The organism is Amycolatopsis azurea DSM 43854 (genome assembly GCF_001995215.1).
Lineage (GTDB): Bacteria > Actinomycetota > Actinomycetes > Mycobacteriales > Pseudonocardiaceae > Amycolatopsis > Amycolatopsis azurea.
On sequence record NZ_MUXN01000002.1, the window covers coordinates 558,639 to 572,567 of the forward strand.

Sequence of the window (13,929 nt, forward strand, 5' to 3'; positions counted from 1 at the left end):
CGGAGGGTCCCATGAGGCTGCCCCGATTCCGCTGTCTTCTCGGCCTGGTCCTGGCCCTCTGCCTGGCCTTGCCACCGACCGCGCAAGGGCACGCTCCCGCCCCGCTCGGCGGCGGGAGCGTGCTTCAAAACAGTGCTTCGTCCCGGTGTACGGCCGGATTCGCCGCCGTCTCGGGTAATACCGGCTACCTGATCGCGAGTACCGCCTGTGGGCAGCCCGGCGACACCATCCGCAGTGCGGGTCGCGTCGTCGGGGTGGTCGTGGCGGCCCAGGTGCCACCGACCGGCGCGATCGTCATCCGGGTGACCAACACGACCGACTGGCGGCTGGTGGGATCCATTCCGCCCACGGACAGCCGGGTGACGATCACCGGCTCGGCCGAAGCCGCGGTCGGCGCGTCGGTGTGCAGGTACGGCTCGACCACCGGCTGGCGGTGCGGAACCATCCAGGGGAAGAACCAGACGATCACCTTCCCCGGGGGAACGTTGACCGGGCTGACCAGGACGTCCGTCTGTGCCGAGCCCGGTGACAACGGCGGGCCGTTCGTCAGCGGAACGCAGGCGCAGGGAGTGCTGGTCGGCGGCAGCGGGAACTGTTCCAGCGGCGGCACCACGTACTTCGTCCCGGTGAACCGGGTCCTGTCGGCCTACGGGTTGACGATCCTCGCCGGGGCTAGCTGAAGACCACCGAGCGCAGCAGAAGCCTGTCCGAGCCGCGGCCACCGTTGGGGCGGAGCGAAAAGTAGGCCTCACTCGAGCAGTCGTCGTCGGTGAACACCACCGCCGTCGAGTCGGTGTCGTTGCGTGGGCGGAACGCGTCGACGTCCCAGTCGGCGATTTCGGGGATTTCGATGCACTCGCCGCTGGGCGGATCCACCAGGACTCCCACCTGGATCTCTTCGTGCTCGTCGTAGTAGCGGTAGGTGAATTCGCCTTCGGCCGCCGACGCCGTCGCCGGAATCGTGAGGAACAGGGCGACAACACCTGTGACAGCAAGGAAAACGCGACGCATGTGGAGACGTCCTTTCGGGAAGTCGGGATTCTTCGACGGTAGGACGAAGATCGACATCTCCGATAGGCCTCACGGGCACGTCCACCCGCCGGTGCCGGCGGCGGACCTGATCGTGGGTCGGGCGACCCCGATCGGTGACCGATGCTCGAGGAACTCCAGGTTTACGATCAAGATCATGCGATTCGCCATCAAGACTTCGCCCCAGGACACCGTCTGGTCCGACATGCTCGCCGTCTGGCAGGCCGCCGACGAGATCGAAATCTTCGAATCCGCCTGGACCTTCGACCACTTCTATCCCATTTTCTCCGATTCGACCGGTCCGTGCCTGGAAGGGTGGGTGACCCTCACCGCTCTCGCCCAGGCCACGAAACGGCTCCGGCTGGGCACGCTGGTCAGCGGGATCCACTACCGCCACCCCGCGCTGCTCGCGAACATGGCCGCGACGCTCGACATCGTGTCCGGCGGACGCCTGGAGATCGGGATCGGCGCCGGCTGGAACGAAGAGGAATCCGGCGCGTACGGCATGGAACTCGGCACGATCAAGGAGCGCAGCGACCGGTTCGAGGAGGGCTGCGAGGTCCTCGTCGGGCTGCTGACCCAGGAGACCACCACGTTCCAGGGCGAGCACTACCAGCTGGCCGACGCCCGCTGCGAACCGAAGGGCGTGCAGAAGCCGCACCCGCCGATCTGTATCGGCGGCAGCGGCGAGAAGCGGACCCTGCGCACGGCCGCGAAGTACGCCCAGCACTGGAATTTCGTCGGCGGCACGCCGGAGGAGTTCGCGCACAAGCGCGAGGTCCTGCATCGTCACTGCGCGGATATCGGCCGGGATCCGAGCGAGATCACGCTGTCCTCGCACGTCCGTCTCGGCGCGGACGGCGACTACGCCAAGGTTGCCGCGGACGCCGAGGCCCTCGGCGAAGCGGGTCTCGACCTGGCGATCATCTACCTGCCGCCGCCGCACACCCCCGCCGTTCTGGAGCCTTTGGCGAAGGCGCTCGAACCGCTGCGCTGAGCGAACAGGACGGCCTGCACGTGGACCCTTCCGTCCGCGTGCAGGCCGTTCGCGCGTCCAGGACTCACTTCTTCAGCACGAGGCACGCCAGCGTCGCGGCGGCACAGGTGCTGAATCCGACGAGCAATGCCCAGACTTCCAACGTCAGCACGACGTAGGCCACGGTGGTACCCGCCATGGCCAGTAGTACGACCCCTCGCATCCCTCGACCTCCCCGTCGAAGCGTTGCGATTAATCACTTTACGGGACGCCGTCACTCTGGCAACAGGCAAGACTACCGAAAGTGTGCAAGTCGTCGAAAATGACTGTTCAGGACGGTTGTCGCTGCGGAATCCGCAGGCGTGATCGACTTGGTCGACGACTGGAATAATCGGATTAGGTCCAGTTTTCAACTATGTGACTAAGTGGACCACGGGTGCGACGAGAAGCGCCATTGCGTAACCGGCCGGTCTCGCTATACGGTGGCAGAACTAGAACAGGTTATAGTTCTGGACGGTGGGCGGACCGAGGAGCGGAAATGGCGAACAGGGCTGCGCGCGGCGACGAGGCCGACTACGTGGTCGTCGGATCGGGCAGCTCGGGTGCGGCGATCGCGGGCAGGCTGGCGGAGTCCGGTGCCAGCGTGATCGTGCTCGAGGCGGGCAAGACCGACGAGCGGATGCTCGTCAAGAAACCGGGGCTGGTCGGGCCGATGCACGCGGTGCCCCAGCTCAAGAAACCCTTCGACTGGGGCTACTACTCGGTGCCGCAGAAACATGTTCTCGATCGCCGGATGCCGGTGCCGCGCGGCAAGGTGGTCGGCGGCTCCAGCTCCATCAACGGCATGGTCTACGTGCGCGGCAATCGCGCCAACTTCGACTCCTGGGCCGCCGAGGGCAACAAGGGCTGGGACGCCGACAGCGTCAACGCCGCGTACAAGCGGATGGAGGACTTCGAGGACGGCGAGAGCGAGTTCCGGGGCAAGGGCGGCCCGATCCGGGTCACCCGCAACAAGATCCCGCAGGAAGGCACGCTGCAGTTCGTCCAGGCGACCGCCGACGCGATCGGCTGCGAGATCATCGACGACTACAACGCCGAGTCGCAAGAGGGCGTCAGCCGGATGCAGCAGAACGCCGCCGACGGCCTGCGCTACAGCGCCTCGCGCGGTTACATCCACGATCTCGCGCCCGCCACGCTCCAGGTCCAGTCCGGGGTGCTGGCGGAGAAGGTCCTCATCGAGAACGGCCGCGCGGTCGGCGTCGAGGTCGTCGACTCCGACGGAAGCCGACGCACCCTGCGCGCGGGCAAGGAGGTCATCCTCTCGGCGGGCTTCGTCGGCTCCGCGCAACTGCTGATGCTGTCCGGGGTCGGCCACGCCGAACACCTGAAGGAACACGGCATCGACGTCGTCGCGGACCTGCCGGTCGGCGACAACCTGCACGACCACATGTTCCACGCGCTGACCTTCCGCGCGTCGTCGAGCAAGAACAAGGGCACGCCGCCGTACTTCGCGACCGGAATGGTCAAGGAGCTGATGCGACCGGGCACGACCTTCCTGGCGAACTCCGTCTTCGAGGCGGTCGCGTTCCTCAAGACCTCCCAGGCCACCGAGATTCCCGACCTCCAGCTGCACCTCCTGCCGTGGGCGTACGTGACGCCCAACCAGGACGCGCCGATCCGGCACGACGTCGACAAACGGCCCGCGCTCACCGTGCTGACCACGCTGATCTACCCGAAGAGCCGCGGCACGTTGCGTCTCGCTTCCGCCGATCCGACGGCGGCGCCGCTCATCGACTTCCAGTACCTGTCCGACCCGGCCGATCTCGAAGTACTCGGCGAGGGCTCGGAGATGGTCCGCGAGATCTTCGCTTCGAAGGCGTTCAACGGCTCGATCAAGGAAGAACTCCACCCGGGCAAGGCACTCCAGGGCCAGGAGCTGCGCGACGCGATCCTGAACCGCGCGACCTCGGTCTATCACGGCGTCGGCACCTGCCGGATGGGTGTCGACGAGCTCGCGGTCGTCGGCCCCGACCTCAAGGTCCGCGGCGTGGAAGGCCTGCGGGTCTGTGACGCCTCGATCATGCCGTCGATCACCGGCGGCAACACCAACGCGCCCGCCATCATGATCGGCGAGATGGGCGCGCAGCTCGTGCTCTCGGACAACTGACGCACGGAAAGAGGGCCATGACCGTCACACCGCTCGCGCTCACCCGCCCGGCGTCGGTGACCGACGCGTTCCTGCGGCGGCTCGTCGCCCGGGTCCCGGGCTCGTCCGGCACGACCTGGAAGCTCACCGAGGTCTATACCGGTGACCTGCTCGTCGAGCTGCCCCAGTCGACACCCGCCGACATCGAGCAGGCGTTCGCCACGGCGCGCGCCGCGCAGGAGAAGTGGGCCGCCACGCCGCTCAAAAGGCGGTTGGAGGTGTTCAAGCGGGCGCACACGCTCTTCGTCGACAACGCGCCGGCCGTCACCGACCTCATCCAGGTCGAGAGCGGCAAGAACCGCCGGATGGCGATCGAGGAGACCTGCGATCCGGCGATGGTGATGAGCCATTACCTCACGCGGGCCGCGAAACTGCTGGCGCCGACCAAACGCGGGGGGCCGGTCCCGTTCCTGACGACGTCGACCGAGGTCCGGCAGCCGAAGGGCGTGGTCGGCATCATCGCGCCGTGGAATTTCCCTTTCGCCACCGGCATTTCCGACGCCATTCCGGCGTTGATGGCCGGGAACGCGGTCGTGCTGAAGCCCGACAACAAGACGGCGCTCTCCCCGCTGTACGGCATCGAGCTGCTGGAGCAGGCAGGCCTGCCGAAGGGGCTGTTCCAGGTGGTGTGCGGCGAGGGCCCGGACGTCGGACCCACGCTCATCGACCAGGCGAACTACGTGATGTTCACCGGGTCCACCGCCACCGGCCGGGTGATCGGCGAACGGGCGGGCCGCAACCTCATCGGCTGCTGCCTCGAACTCGGCGGCAAGAACCCGATGATCCTGCTCGACGACGCCGATCTGGCCGAGGCCGTCCAGGGCGCGATCTTCGGCGCGTTCGGCAACACCGGGCAGATCTGCATGCACATCGAGCGGATCTATCTGCCGGAGTCCCGTTACGAGGAGTTCAAGAACGCCTACGTGGCCAAGACCGAGGCCCTCGACGTCCGCGCCGCGTACGACTTCGGCCCGGACATGGGCTCGCTCGTCTCCGCCGACCACATGAGCCGCGTCAAGTCGCACGTCGAGGACGCCGTCGCGAAGGGCGCCACCGTCCTTTGTGGAGGAAAGCCCCGGCCGGACCTCGGCCCGGCGTTCTTCGAACCGACGATCCTCGAAGGCGTCACGAAGGACATGCTCTGCGGCGTCACCGAAACCTTCGGACCCGTTGTCGCGCTGCACAAGTACGCCACGGTCGACGAGGCCGTCGCGCTCGCCAACGACACCGAGTACGGCCTCAACGCCTCGGTCTGGGGCGGTGACGTCGACGCCGCTCGTGCCGTGGCCGCGCGGATCGAGTCCGGCAACGTCAACATCAACGACATCCTGGCCACCGCGTTCGCGGCCAAGGGGACACCGTCCGGCGGGGTCAAGAACTCGGGCGTCGGCGCCCGCCACGGGGACCAGGGCCTGCTCAAGTACACCGACGTGAAGAACGTGGCGGTGCTCAAGAAGCAGGTCATGGGTCCCCGAGGCGGCCAGACTTACGAGAAGTACGTCGAAGGGATGCTTTCCGGGCTGAAACTCATGCGGCGCCTCCGCATCCGCTAGACGTCGTCGGTGTGCTGCGGCGCGGCCAGCACGCAGGCGATGCTGAGCACGCACATGCCGATCAGCAGGCCGATCGCCGGCCAGACACTGCCGGTCGCCTGGAACAGCAGTGTCGACGCCAGCGGGGAGAGACCGCCGAAGAGCGCGCCCGCCAGCTGGTAGGACAGCGAGATGCTCGTGTACCGCGCCCGCGGCCGGAACATCTGCGACAGGATGGCGGCGATCGGGCTGTAGGTCGCCGTCATCGCCAGGCGCATCGCGACGAACGCCGCGATGATCAGCGCCGCGTTCTTGGTCGAGAGCACCAGGAACTGCGGGGCCGCGAGCACGGCGACGCCGACAAGTCCGATGACGACCACCCGCACCCGGCCGAAGCGATCGCCGAGCCAGGCCGCGCCGAAGCTCACGGCCAGTTCCACGAAAGCGGCGATGGTGAGCGCGTTGAGCACGAGCGATTCGGAGACGCCGATGGCGGGATCGGTCGCGTACGCCGTCGCGAACGTGGTGACGAGGTAGTAGCCGCCGACCGCGACGGGTAGCACGCAGATGCCCAGCAGGATCGGTTTCCAGTTCGTCCGCACCGCGTACAGGATGGGGACGCCGGTGTCCTCGGTGTTCTCCTCGAAGACCGGTGACTCCTCGACTTTCATGCGCACGACGAGCCCGACCCCGATGAGCAGCACGGACGCGAAGAAGGGGATCCGCCAGCCCACCGTGCTGAGCCATTCGGTGCCACCGGTGCTCAGGAGGCTGAACAGACCGGTGGCCAGCAACGCGCCCGCGGGGTTCCCCGCCTGCGCGAAGGCACCGTAGAAGGTCTTCTTGCCCGGCGGCGCGTGTTCGACGGCCATGAGCACGGCGCCGCCCCATTCGCCGCCGACGGCCAGCCCCTGGACGAACCGGAGCACCACGAGCAGGATGGGCGCCCACGCGCCGATCTGGCCGTACCCGGGCAGGCAGCCGACCAGGAAGGTCGCCGCTCCCATCATGGTCAGGGTCACCACGAGCGCGGTCTTGCGGCCGACGCGGTCGCCGATGTGCCCGAACACGATGCCGCCGAGCGGCCGGGCGAAGAACCCGACAGCGTAGGTGGCGAAGGCCGCCGCGACCCCGGTCAGCCGGTCGCCCGTCGCGGGGAAGAACACGGTGCCGAAGACGAGGCTCGCGGCCGTGGCGTAGATGTAGAAGTCATACCACTCGATGGTGGTGCCGACGAAGGCCGCGAGACCGGCCCGGCGCGCGCGACGGAATGACTGGGTGTCGGTTCGGACGGTCATCGGGCCACCTCGCCGTCGATCCAGGTTTCCAGCACCTCGATGCCCGCGATCCGGGCGGGGTCGCAGGTGAGGGGATTCTCGCCCAGGAGCACGAAATCGGCGCGTTTGCCGGGGGTGATCGAGCCGAGGTCGCGTTCCCGGCCGAGCACCCGGGCACCGGCGATGGTGTGCGCGGCGACGGCCGAGCGGACGTCGATCAGCAACTCGTCACCGCCGAGCCGGTGGCCGCGCCGGGTCGTCCTGGTCACGGCTGTCTGGATGGCTTCGAGCGGGTTCGGCTCCGCGACCGGGGCGTCCGAGCTGAGCGTGACCGGCACGCCCGCCGCCTGGAACTCGCCGAGCGGGTTGAACCGCTCGCCGGGCGTACCGACGGCGTCGGTGACGCCTTCGCCCCAGTTGAAGTAGTGCTGGGGCTGGTTGACCGGGTGGACACCGAGCGCGGCCATCCGCTCGATCTGTTCCGGCGACGGCAGCCCGCAATGCTCGATCCGGTGACGGGCGTCGGGCCGGGGATTTCGGTGCTGCGCGTCCTCGATGGCGTCGAGCACCATCGCGATCGCGTCGGGGGACTGGGCGTGCGTCGCGGTCTGGAGCCCGGCCTCGTGCGCCTTGTCGATCAGCGCCGAGTAGTCCTCGGGGTCGTGATAGAGCTGCCCGGTGCGGCACGGGTCGCCGACGTAGCCGTCCGGGAAGTACGCGGTCCACCCGCCGAGCGTGCCGTCGGCGTAGAACTTGATGCCCGCGAACGCGAGGCGGGTGGTGCCGAAAGCTCCGTGCAGCCCCATTTCCAGGGCTTGGTCGAGCAAGTGCGACAGCAGGTACATGTGCACTCGCGTCTTGAGCCGCCCGGCTTCGTCCAGCCGCAGGTACATGTCGAACTCGCGACGCGTGACCTGCGCGTCGCCGATCGCGGTCACGCCCGCGGCGAGGAACTTCTCCTGCGCGGCGGCCAGCTGCCGCGCGTGTTCCTCCGGCTCGTCCTCGAGGTGGAAGTTCGGCCCGTGCCGTCCGACCTTGACGCCGGTGACCCCGGTGAGGATGTTGCACGCCGCGTCGGAAAGCTCTCCGGTGAGATCGCCGTGCTCGTCCCGGAAGAACACGCCGCCGTCGGGATCCGGGGTGTCACGCGTGACGCCGTTGCGCCGCAACGTGAAGCTGTTGACGACGCCGCCGTGCCCGCTGGCGTTCATGAGGTAGACCTCGCGGTCTTCGGCGACCGTGTCGAGTTCTTCCTTGCGGGGATGGCGTTTCTCGGCGAGGTTGCGGTGCTCGTAGCCGTAACCTCGGACGGGCCTGCCTGCCGGAGTGCCGTCGGCCGCCTCGCGCAGCAGCGCGACGATCTCGGGGATGGTCGAGGCCTGCTCGGGACCGCAGTCCACCCAGGTCATCATCTGCCCGTACATCAGCGGATGCGCGTGCGGATCGACGAAGCCGGGCAGGAGTGTGCCCGGCAGCCGCCGCACCTCCGGATCCGGACGGCCGAGGCCGGCGGCGCGGGCGCGGCATTCGTCCAGCGAGCCGACCGCGGCGATCTCCTCACCGAAGACGAGGACCGCGGCGGCGCCTTCGGTGGCGTCGTCGACGGTCACCAGCTCTTCGGGAAGCAGGATCGTCGCTGTCGCGTCGAGGACGGAACGATCGAGGGGCAACAGGCGCATCGCGCGGACTCCTGGGGTTCGACGGTGAAGGCGGGGGTCGCGGCGGTGAACGTAAACGACGACGGCTGGTGAGGCAATCAGATCACTCGTGCACGGACGGTGTTCACGATCGATATGCGCGTTGTCGGTCACATAACGCTTTATCTCTGCTGTCCAGAGGGGAATCTGGCCGGTGATATGGTGCGGCCCATCGTCGGAAACTCAGCGGAGGAGATACTGCCGTGGACGACGCGCTGGTCACGGCTTTGCGCGCGGACGGCCGGATGAGCGTGGCCGATCTGGCCAAGCGGGTCGGAGCGTCACGCTCTGCCGTGTCGGCCCGGCTGGAGCAGCTGAAGGCCGACGGTTCGCTGAACGTGGTCGCCGCGGTCCATCCCGAGTTCCTCGGCCTCACCGCGTACGCGCATCTCGCGATCCGCACCTCGGGCCGGTCCCAGGCGACCACGGACGCCATCGCGGCCCTGCCCGCCGCGGCGTTCGTTTCCGCGGTGAGCGGGGAGTACCAAACCGTCGCCGAACTGCGCCTGCCCGATTCCCCGGAGCTCTACCGCACGGTCGCGGACATCCGCGGCTTGCCGGAGGTGGAACAGGTCAACACCCTCGTCTACGTGGACGTGGTCAAAGGCCTGTTCATGCCCGGCCGCCCGCTGCCGCCCTGGTTGCGGCTGGACGACCGCGACCTCGCCATCATGCTGCGGCTCCAGGCCGACGGGCGGGAGAGTTTCGCGCGCACCGCCGAGTACGTCGGGCTGTCGCCGTCGGCCACCCGTACCCGCGTGCGCTACCTCGTGGAACACGACGTCATCCGGATCGCGCCGGTGCTCAGCCGCGCCCGCCCGGACGCCGGCCTGGTCTGCGGGATCGGCCTGAACGTCCGGGGCGCCGGGGACGCCGTGACCGCGGCGCTCGCCGCGCGCGACGACACCGAGTTCCTCGCCAGGACCATCGGCCGGTTCGACGTCGTCGCCACCATCGCGGCGCAGTCCGCCCGCGACCTCGACCGGACGCTGGAGGAGATCAGCGGCAGATCCGACGTGGTGACCACGGAGACGTGGGTCCACCTCCGCATCGCCAAGGAGCGGTACGAGTGGCCCTTGCCGACCGCGGAGGAACTCGCCCGCCGCTAACCGTTGTCCAGCAAGGCTTTCCGGATATCGGCCTTGAGCACCTTGCCGATCTTGGATCGTGGCAGATCTGGCCAGAGCAGGATCTCCTTGGGGGTCTTGATACTGCCCAGCCGTTCCTTGACCGCGGCGCGGAGTTCGTCGACGGACGCCGTCCTGCCGGCATGGAGCTGGACCACGGCGGTGATCTGCTCGCCCCATTTCTCGTGCGGTAGCCCGATCACCGCGCAGTCCCGCACCGCCTCGTGCGTCATGAGCGCCTGCTCGACCTCGGCGGAGTAGACGTTGAAGCCGCCGGTGATGATCATGTCCTTGGCGCGGTCGACGATGTAGAGGTAGTGGTCTTCGTCGAGGTATCCGATGTCGCCCGTGTGATGCCAGCCGTGCGCGCCCGCCTCCGCCGTCGCCTCGGGATTCCGGTAGTAGCCGGGCATCACCAGCGAACCGCGGACGACGATCTCGCCGCGTTCGCCGGGCGGGAGCAGCTCGCCCGTGCCGGACATGATCGCGACCCGGGTGAGCGGGGTGGGCCTGCCCGCGGAGGCGAACCGTTCAAGGGCAAGCGATCCGTCGGGATGGACGTGCTCGACGGGGGACAGGGTGGAGATCATCATCGGGGCTTCGGTCTGCCCGAAAAGCTGCCCGAAGACGGGGCCGATCCGGGTGATCGCCTCGGCGAGTTTGGTGGCCGACATCGGTGCGGCGCCGTACCAAAGGCATTGCAGTGACGTGAGATCCGCGCCGTTCAGTGCCGGGTTGTCGAGCAGGAGGTAGATCAGCGTCGGCGGCAGGAAGGTGTGCGTGATCCGGCGGCGTTCCACCAGGGCGAGGAACTCGCCGAGATCGGGGGAGGGCATGACCACGATCTCCCCGCCGAGTGTCATGACCGGGAAGCAGAGTACTCCCGCCGCGTGTGTCAGCGGTGCGAGCGCCAGGTAGCGCGGGCGCCCGGTGAACGGGTAGCTCATCAGTGTGAGCGCGGACATCGTCTCGACGTTCGTGCCGCTGAGCATCACCGCCTTGGGACGGCCGGTGGTGCCGCCGGTGCCGACGAGCATGGCCAGGTCGTCCGGTGGCGTCTCCTCCCACGGCTCGGCGCCGACGCCGTCGATCCAGTCGGAGAACGTGACGGCGCCGGGCATCGAGCCGTCGAGACAGACCACTGTGGACAGTTTTGGCAACTCGGGGAGCATCCGGGAGACGAGCGGTGCGAAGGACTCCTGCACCAGTAGACACGTGCAGTCGAACAGGTCGAGCAGTTCCCGGTTCTCGGCCGCCTCGTTGCGCGGGTTGACCGGGCACCACACGGCGCCCGCCCGGCTGATGCCGAAGACGCACCCGAACGACAAGGGATCGTTCCCGGACAGGATCGCCACCTTGTCGCCCGGTCCGACGCCGGACCGGGCCAGCGCCCGCCCCACCCGCCACGACAGCTCCCGCACGTCGCCGTAGCTGAAGGAGACGTCGCCCATGGTGAGGCAGGGTGCCGCCGGGTCGAGAGAAGCGCCCTTGTCGAGATAGTCGGTCAATCGCACGCGCTCGTCCTTCCGGTCACATGCCCATGCCGCCGTCGACCGGGAGCCCGGCCCCGGTGATGAACCGCGCCGCGTCGGAGGCCAGGAACACGACGGCGTCGGCCATGTCCGAGACCTCGCCGAGCCGCCCGGCGGGGGTCTGCCCGACGACAGCGCTGATGGCGTCCTCGACGCTGGGGAACAGACCGACCTCGACGACGTCCTGCGCGAGCTGATTACCCATCCGGGTGGGGACGAGGCCGGGGTAGACGCAGTTGACGCGCACGCCGTAGCCGAGTTTCCCGGCCTCCGTCGCGGCCACCCTGGTGAGGCGGTCGACCGCCGACTTCGTCGCCGAATAGCCCGCGATACCGGGGAAGGCGATGGTCGCGGCGACCGAGGCGATGTTCACGACGGCACCACCGGCGCCCGCCGGACCGCCGGGCCGCATCGCGCGGAAGGCGTGCTTCACGCCGAGGGCGGTGCCCAGCACGTTGACCTCGAGCATCTTGAGCACGTCGGCGGGATCCAGGTCCGCGACAAGCCCGGTGATCTCGACACCGGCGTTGTTCACCACGATGTCCAGCCCGCCGAGCTCGCCGATGACCGCGGTGACCGCCTGTTCCCAGCTCTGTTCGTCGGTGACGTCCAGCCGGACGAAGCCCGCGGTGGCGCCTTTCTGCTTGATCTGGTCAGCGGTGGCGCGCCCGAGGTCCTCCTGGACGTCGCCGATGACCACCGAGGCGCCCGCCTGGGCGAGCGCCTCGGCCATTCCGGCTCCCAGACCCTGCGCTCCACCCGTGACCAGGGCTTTCCGGCCCGAAAGGTCGTACGAACCCATGGACTTCTCCTCCTTGAGACGGTCCGCGGTTGCGGCGTGGGTCACATCCTGAGTGTTTTTTGGACGATCGTCAAGATTTTCTTGGACAGTCGTCAAGACTTCCGCGACGCTAGACTGTGGAGCCCCGCGACAGGCGCGGGCTCCCGGACCGACAGGAACTCGTGGTGACCGAGACGACCGAGCGGATCGCACGCCGGAGCGTGGACAAGTTCGCCCGGCGCCGGGCGGAACTGGCGGAGTCCACGCTGCAGGCGTTGTCCGAGCTGGGTTACGCCAGGACGAGCCTGCGGGAGATCGCGCAGAAGTCGAACTTCTCGCACGGGGTGCTGCACTACTACTTCACCGACAAGGTGGAACTGCTGACGTACTCGGTCCGCAGATTCGAAGAAGTGTGCGTGACCCGCTACGACGAGGCCGTGGCCGTGGCGCTCTCGGCGGAGGAACTGGAACAGGGCTTCGGCGCCGCGATGGCGGGCACGCTCCGGTCCGACGCCGTGATGCACCGGCTGTGGTACGACCTGCGGAACCAGAGCCTGTTCGAGGAGGCGTTCCGCGCCGACGTGCTCGAGATCGACGCGCAGCGGCAGGCGATGATCTGGCGTGTCGTGGAGCGCTATGCCGAACTCGCCGGCGCGTCCCCGGTCGTGACACAGCCTGTCGCGTACGCCGCTTTCGACGGGTTGTTCCAGCAGGCATTGCTGCACCATCTCGCCGGTGAGGAGAGCGCGGCGGAGACCCTCGCGGAGGACGCCGGGGCGCTGCTCGGCCGATTGGTGACCGGCGGCTGACGTCGCGCCGTGACGACGGAATCCTTGTAACACCCGAGAAGTCGGGACGACTCCTGTGCGGAGCCGTCAGCTGACGAAGGGGATACCGGTGATGTCGCGGAGGAACAGGCGCAGGACGAGACAGGCGCCGCCGCCCAAGTGGTACGCCTCGCCGCTGTTCGTGACGATCGTCAGCGTCGTCGGTCTGGCCGCGAGCGTGATCTCCGTTCTCGTCGCGACAGCGGCTTTCGATCAGGACTCCGCCGCGCTCGACGTCTCACTCACCTCGAAGGTGCGAATCGTTTCGTACGAGGCGTCTTCTCTCGACAAGATCCCGATGAAGGTGTCGGAAGGCGAGGAGGATCCGGCCTCCGACCTGTCGATCAGCGCCGCCGCGGTGGACGTCGCCGTGGAGAACCTGCACGATCAGTCGGCGTTGATCACCCGGGTCGACGTCGAGGTCCGCGCCGCCTACGCGCTGCGGGCCTGCGGTGGCGGTCCGCTCAGTGCCACCGCCAGGTTCGACATCCCGATCCCGGCCGACCGGAACGTGGTGGGCCGGGTTTTCGGGCAGGACAAGATGTTCGAGGTCGAGGGTAAACGCAAGGACCGCTTCGCCGTCTCGGTGGGGCCGGACCGGATGGTCGAGAACGACCTCGTCCAGATCTACCACGTCGATCTCCTGCTCCGGCTCCAGTCCGGGGAGACGGTACGCGCCGACGACATCATGCTCGTCCCGCCGGGGTCCGCTGGCGATGACGACCGCATCGTCGCCACGTTGGGGACAACGACGACCGGCTTCCTCGGGTCCCCCGAGTGCCTGCGGAAAGCGCGTGCGATGGTCGACGCCGCTGTGGAAGCGAAGGCGGCCAAGCAGTCTCCCAGGCTTGCCGCGTTGCATGCCAAGCTGCACGCCGTGGGGTACTGAGGGGTACGTGCTCTCCGATCGGCGGGCGGCCCGGATGGGATGCCCGGGCCGCCCTG

The 13,929-nt window shown here is 68.3% G+C and carries 13 protein-coding genes; 7 read left to right on the top strand and 6 right to left on the bottom strand.

The annotated features are described in order from the left end of the window. The first annotated feature begins 11 nt into the window (after positions 1-11). Entirely contained in the window at positions 12-680 is a 669-nt protein-coding gene (locus tag B0293_RS04715) for a S1 family peptidase (protein WP_077241239.1), read from the top strand. On the opposite strand, the gene B0293_RS04720 is transcribed toward B0293_RS04715, so the two are convergent. Then, entirely contained in the window at positions 673-1,011 is a 339-nt protein-coding gene (locus B0293_RS04720; RefSeq protein WP_005166165.1) for a hypothetical protein, read from the bottom strand. The two genes, B0293_RS04715 and B0293_RS04720, sit on opposite strands and share 8 nt — an antisense overlap. A 175-nt stretch (positions 1,012-1,186) precedes the next feature. Between B0293_RS04720 and B0293_RS04725 the strand changes: the two genes are divergently transcribed. Continuing rightward, complete coding sequence (locus B0293_RS04725) at positions 1,187-2,026, top strand: LLM class F420-dependent oxidoreductase (RefSeq protein ID WP_039919539.1); 840 nt, start codon at positions 1,187-1,189, stop codon at positions 2,024-2,026. Between the two features lie 64 nt (positions 2,027-2,090). On the opposite strand, the gene B0293_RS43645 is transcribed toward B0293_RS04725, so the two are convergent. Beyond that, positions 2,091-2,228, bottom strand: a complete 138-nt coding sequence (locus tag B0293_RS43645; RefSeq protein WP_005166163.1) for a hypothetical protein — start codon at positions 2,226-2,228, stop codon at positions 2,091-2,093. Positions 2,229-2,543: 315 nt separating this feature from the next. Here B0293_RS43645 and B0293_RS04730 point away from each other — a divergent pair, with 315 nt between their 5' ends. Both B0293_RS04730 and B0293_RS04735 read left to right on the top strand, forming a co-directional pair. After that, on the top strand, positions 2,544-4,172 hold the full coding sequence (locus B0293_RS04730) for a GMC family oxidoreductase (protein ID WP_005166162.1): 1,629 nt from the start codon (positions 2,544-2,546) through the stop codon (positions 4,170-4,172). Between the two features lie 17 nt (positions 4,173-4,189). After that, positions 4,190-5,764 (top strand): succinic semialdehyde dehydrogenase, encoded by a 1,575-nt coding sequence (locus tag B0293_RS04735; protein WP_005166161.1) that lies wholly within the window; start codon positions 4,190-4,192, stop codon positions 5,762-5,764. Here B0293_RS04735 and B0293_RS04740 read toward each other — a convergent pair. Together B0293_RS04740 and B0293_RS04745 are read right to left on the bottom strand one after the other, a co-directional pair. Further along, entirely contained in the window at positions 5,761-7,041 is a 1,281-nt protein-coding gene (locus B0293_RS04740) for an MFS transporter (RefSeq protein ID WP_005166160.1), read from the bottom strand. The genes B0293_RS04735 and B0293_RS04740 overlap by 4 nt on opposite strands. After that, positions 7,038-8,699 (bottom strand): amidohydrolase, encoded by a 1,662-nt coding sequence (locus tag B0293_RS04745; RefSeq protein WP_039919537.1) that lies wholly within the window; start codon positions 8,697-8,699, stop codon positions 7,038-7,040. The genes B0293_RS04740 and B0293_RS04745 overlap by 4 nt, the downstream gene beginning before the upstream one ends. A gap of 221 nt (positions 8,700-8,920) precedes the next feature. On the opposite strand from B0293_RS04745, the gene B0293_RS04750 reads away from it, so the two are divergent. Beyond that, on the top strand, positions 8,921-9,826 hold the full coding sequence (locus B0293_RS04750) for an Lrp/AsnC family transcriptional regulator (protein WP_005166155.1): 906 nt from the start codon (positions 8,921-8,923) through the stop codon (positions 9,824-9,826). Here the strand turns inward: B0293_RS04750 and B0293_RS04755 are convergent. After that, positions 9,823-11,358, bottom strand: coding sequence for an AMP-binding protein (locus B0293_RS04755; protein ID WP_005166153.1), 1,536 nt, complete (start codon positions 11,356-11,358; stop codon positions 9,823-9,825). The two genes, B0293_RS04750 and B0293_RS04755, sit on opposite strands and share 4 nt — an antisense overlap. Positions 11,359-11,374: 16 nt before the next feature. Next, complete coding sequence (locus tag B0293_RS04760) at positions 11,375-12,178, bottom strand: SDR family NAD(P)-dependent oxidoreductase (RefSeq protein ID WP_005166150.1); 804 nt, start codon at positions 12,176-12,178, stop codon at positions 11,375-11,377. A gap of 164 nt (positions 12,179-12,342) precedes the next feature. On the opposite strand from B0293_RS04760, the gene B0293_RS04765 reads away from it, so the two are divergent. Continuing rightward, a complete protein-coding gene (locus B0293_RS04765; RefSeq protein WP_005166147.1) occupies positions 12,343-12,966 on the top strand; it encodes a TetR/AcrR family transcriptional regulator in 624 nt (207 codons plus the stop codon). A 91-nt stretch (positions 12,967-13,057) separates the two neighbouring features. After that, positions 13,058-13,873 (top strand): hypothetical protein, encoded by an 816-nt coding sequence (locus B0293_RS04770; RefSeq protein WP_039919536.1) that lies wholly within the window; start codon positions 13,058-13,060, stop codon positions 13,871-13,873. Positions 13,874-13,929: the final 56 nt, after the last annotated feature.

What these genes read in the sequence shown, in the direction of transcription:
- B0293_RS04715 (WP_077241239.1), top strand. Translation starts at nt 12, where the DNA reads ATGAGGCTGCCCCGATTCCGCTGTCTTCTCGGCCTGGTCCTGGCCCTC.
- B0293_RS04720 (WP_005166165.1), bottom strand. Translation starts at nt 1,011, where the DNA reads ATGCGTCGCGTTTTCCTTGCTGTCACAGGTGTTGTCGCCCTGTTCCTC.
- B0293_RS04725 (WP_039919539.1), top strand. Translation starts at nt 1,187, where the DNA reads ATGCGATTCGCCATCAAGACTTCGCCCCAGGACACCGTCTGGTCCGAC.
- B0293_RS43645 (WP_005166163.1), bottom strand. Translation starts at nt 2,228, where the DNA reads ATGCGAGGGGTCGTACTACTGGCCATGGCGGGTACCACCGTGGCCTAC.
- B0293_RS04730 (WP_005166162.1), top strand. Translation starts at nt 2,544, where the DNA reads ATGGCGAACAGGGCTGCGCGCGGCGACGAGGCCGACTACGTGGTCGTC.
- B0293_RS04735 (WP_005166161.1), top strand. Translation starts at nt 4,190, where the DNA reads ATGACCGTCACACCGCTCGCGCTCACCCGCCCGGCGTCGGTGACCGAC.
- B0293_RS04740 (WP_005166160.1), bottom strand. Translation starts at nt 7,041, where the DNA reads ATGACCGTCCGAACCGACACCCAGTCATTCCGTCGCGCGCGCCGGGCC.
- B0293_RS04745 (WP_039919537.1), bottom strand. Translation starts at nt 8,699, where the DNA reads ATGCGCCTGTTGCCCCTCGATCGTTCCGTCCTCGACGCGACAGCGACG.
- B0293_RS04760 (WP_005166150.1), bottom strand. Translation starts at nt 12,178, where the DNA reads ATGGGTTCGTACGACCTTTCGGGCCGGAAAGCCCTGGTCACGGGTGGA.
- B0293_RS04770 (WP_039919536.1), top strand. Translation starts at nt 13,058, where the DNA reads ATGTCGCGGAGGAACAGGCGCAGGACGAGACAGGCGCCGCCGCCCAAG.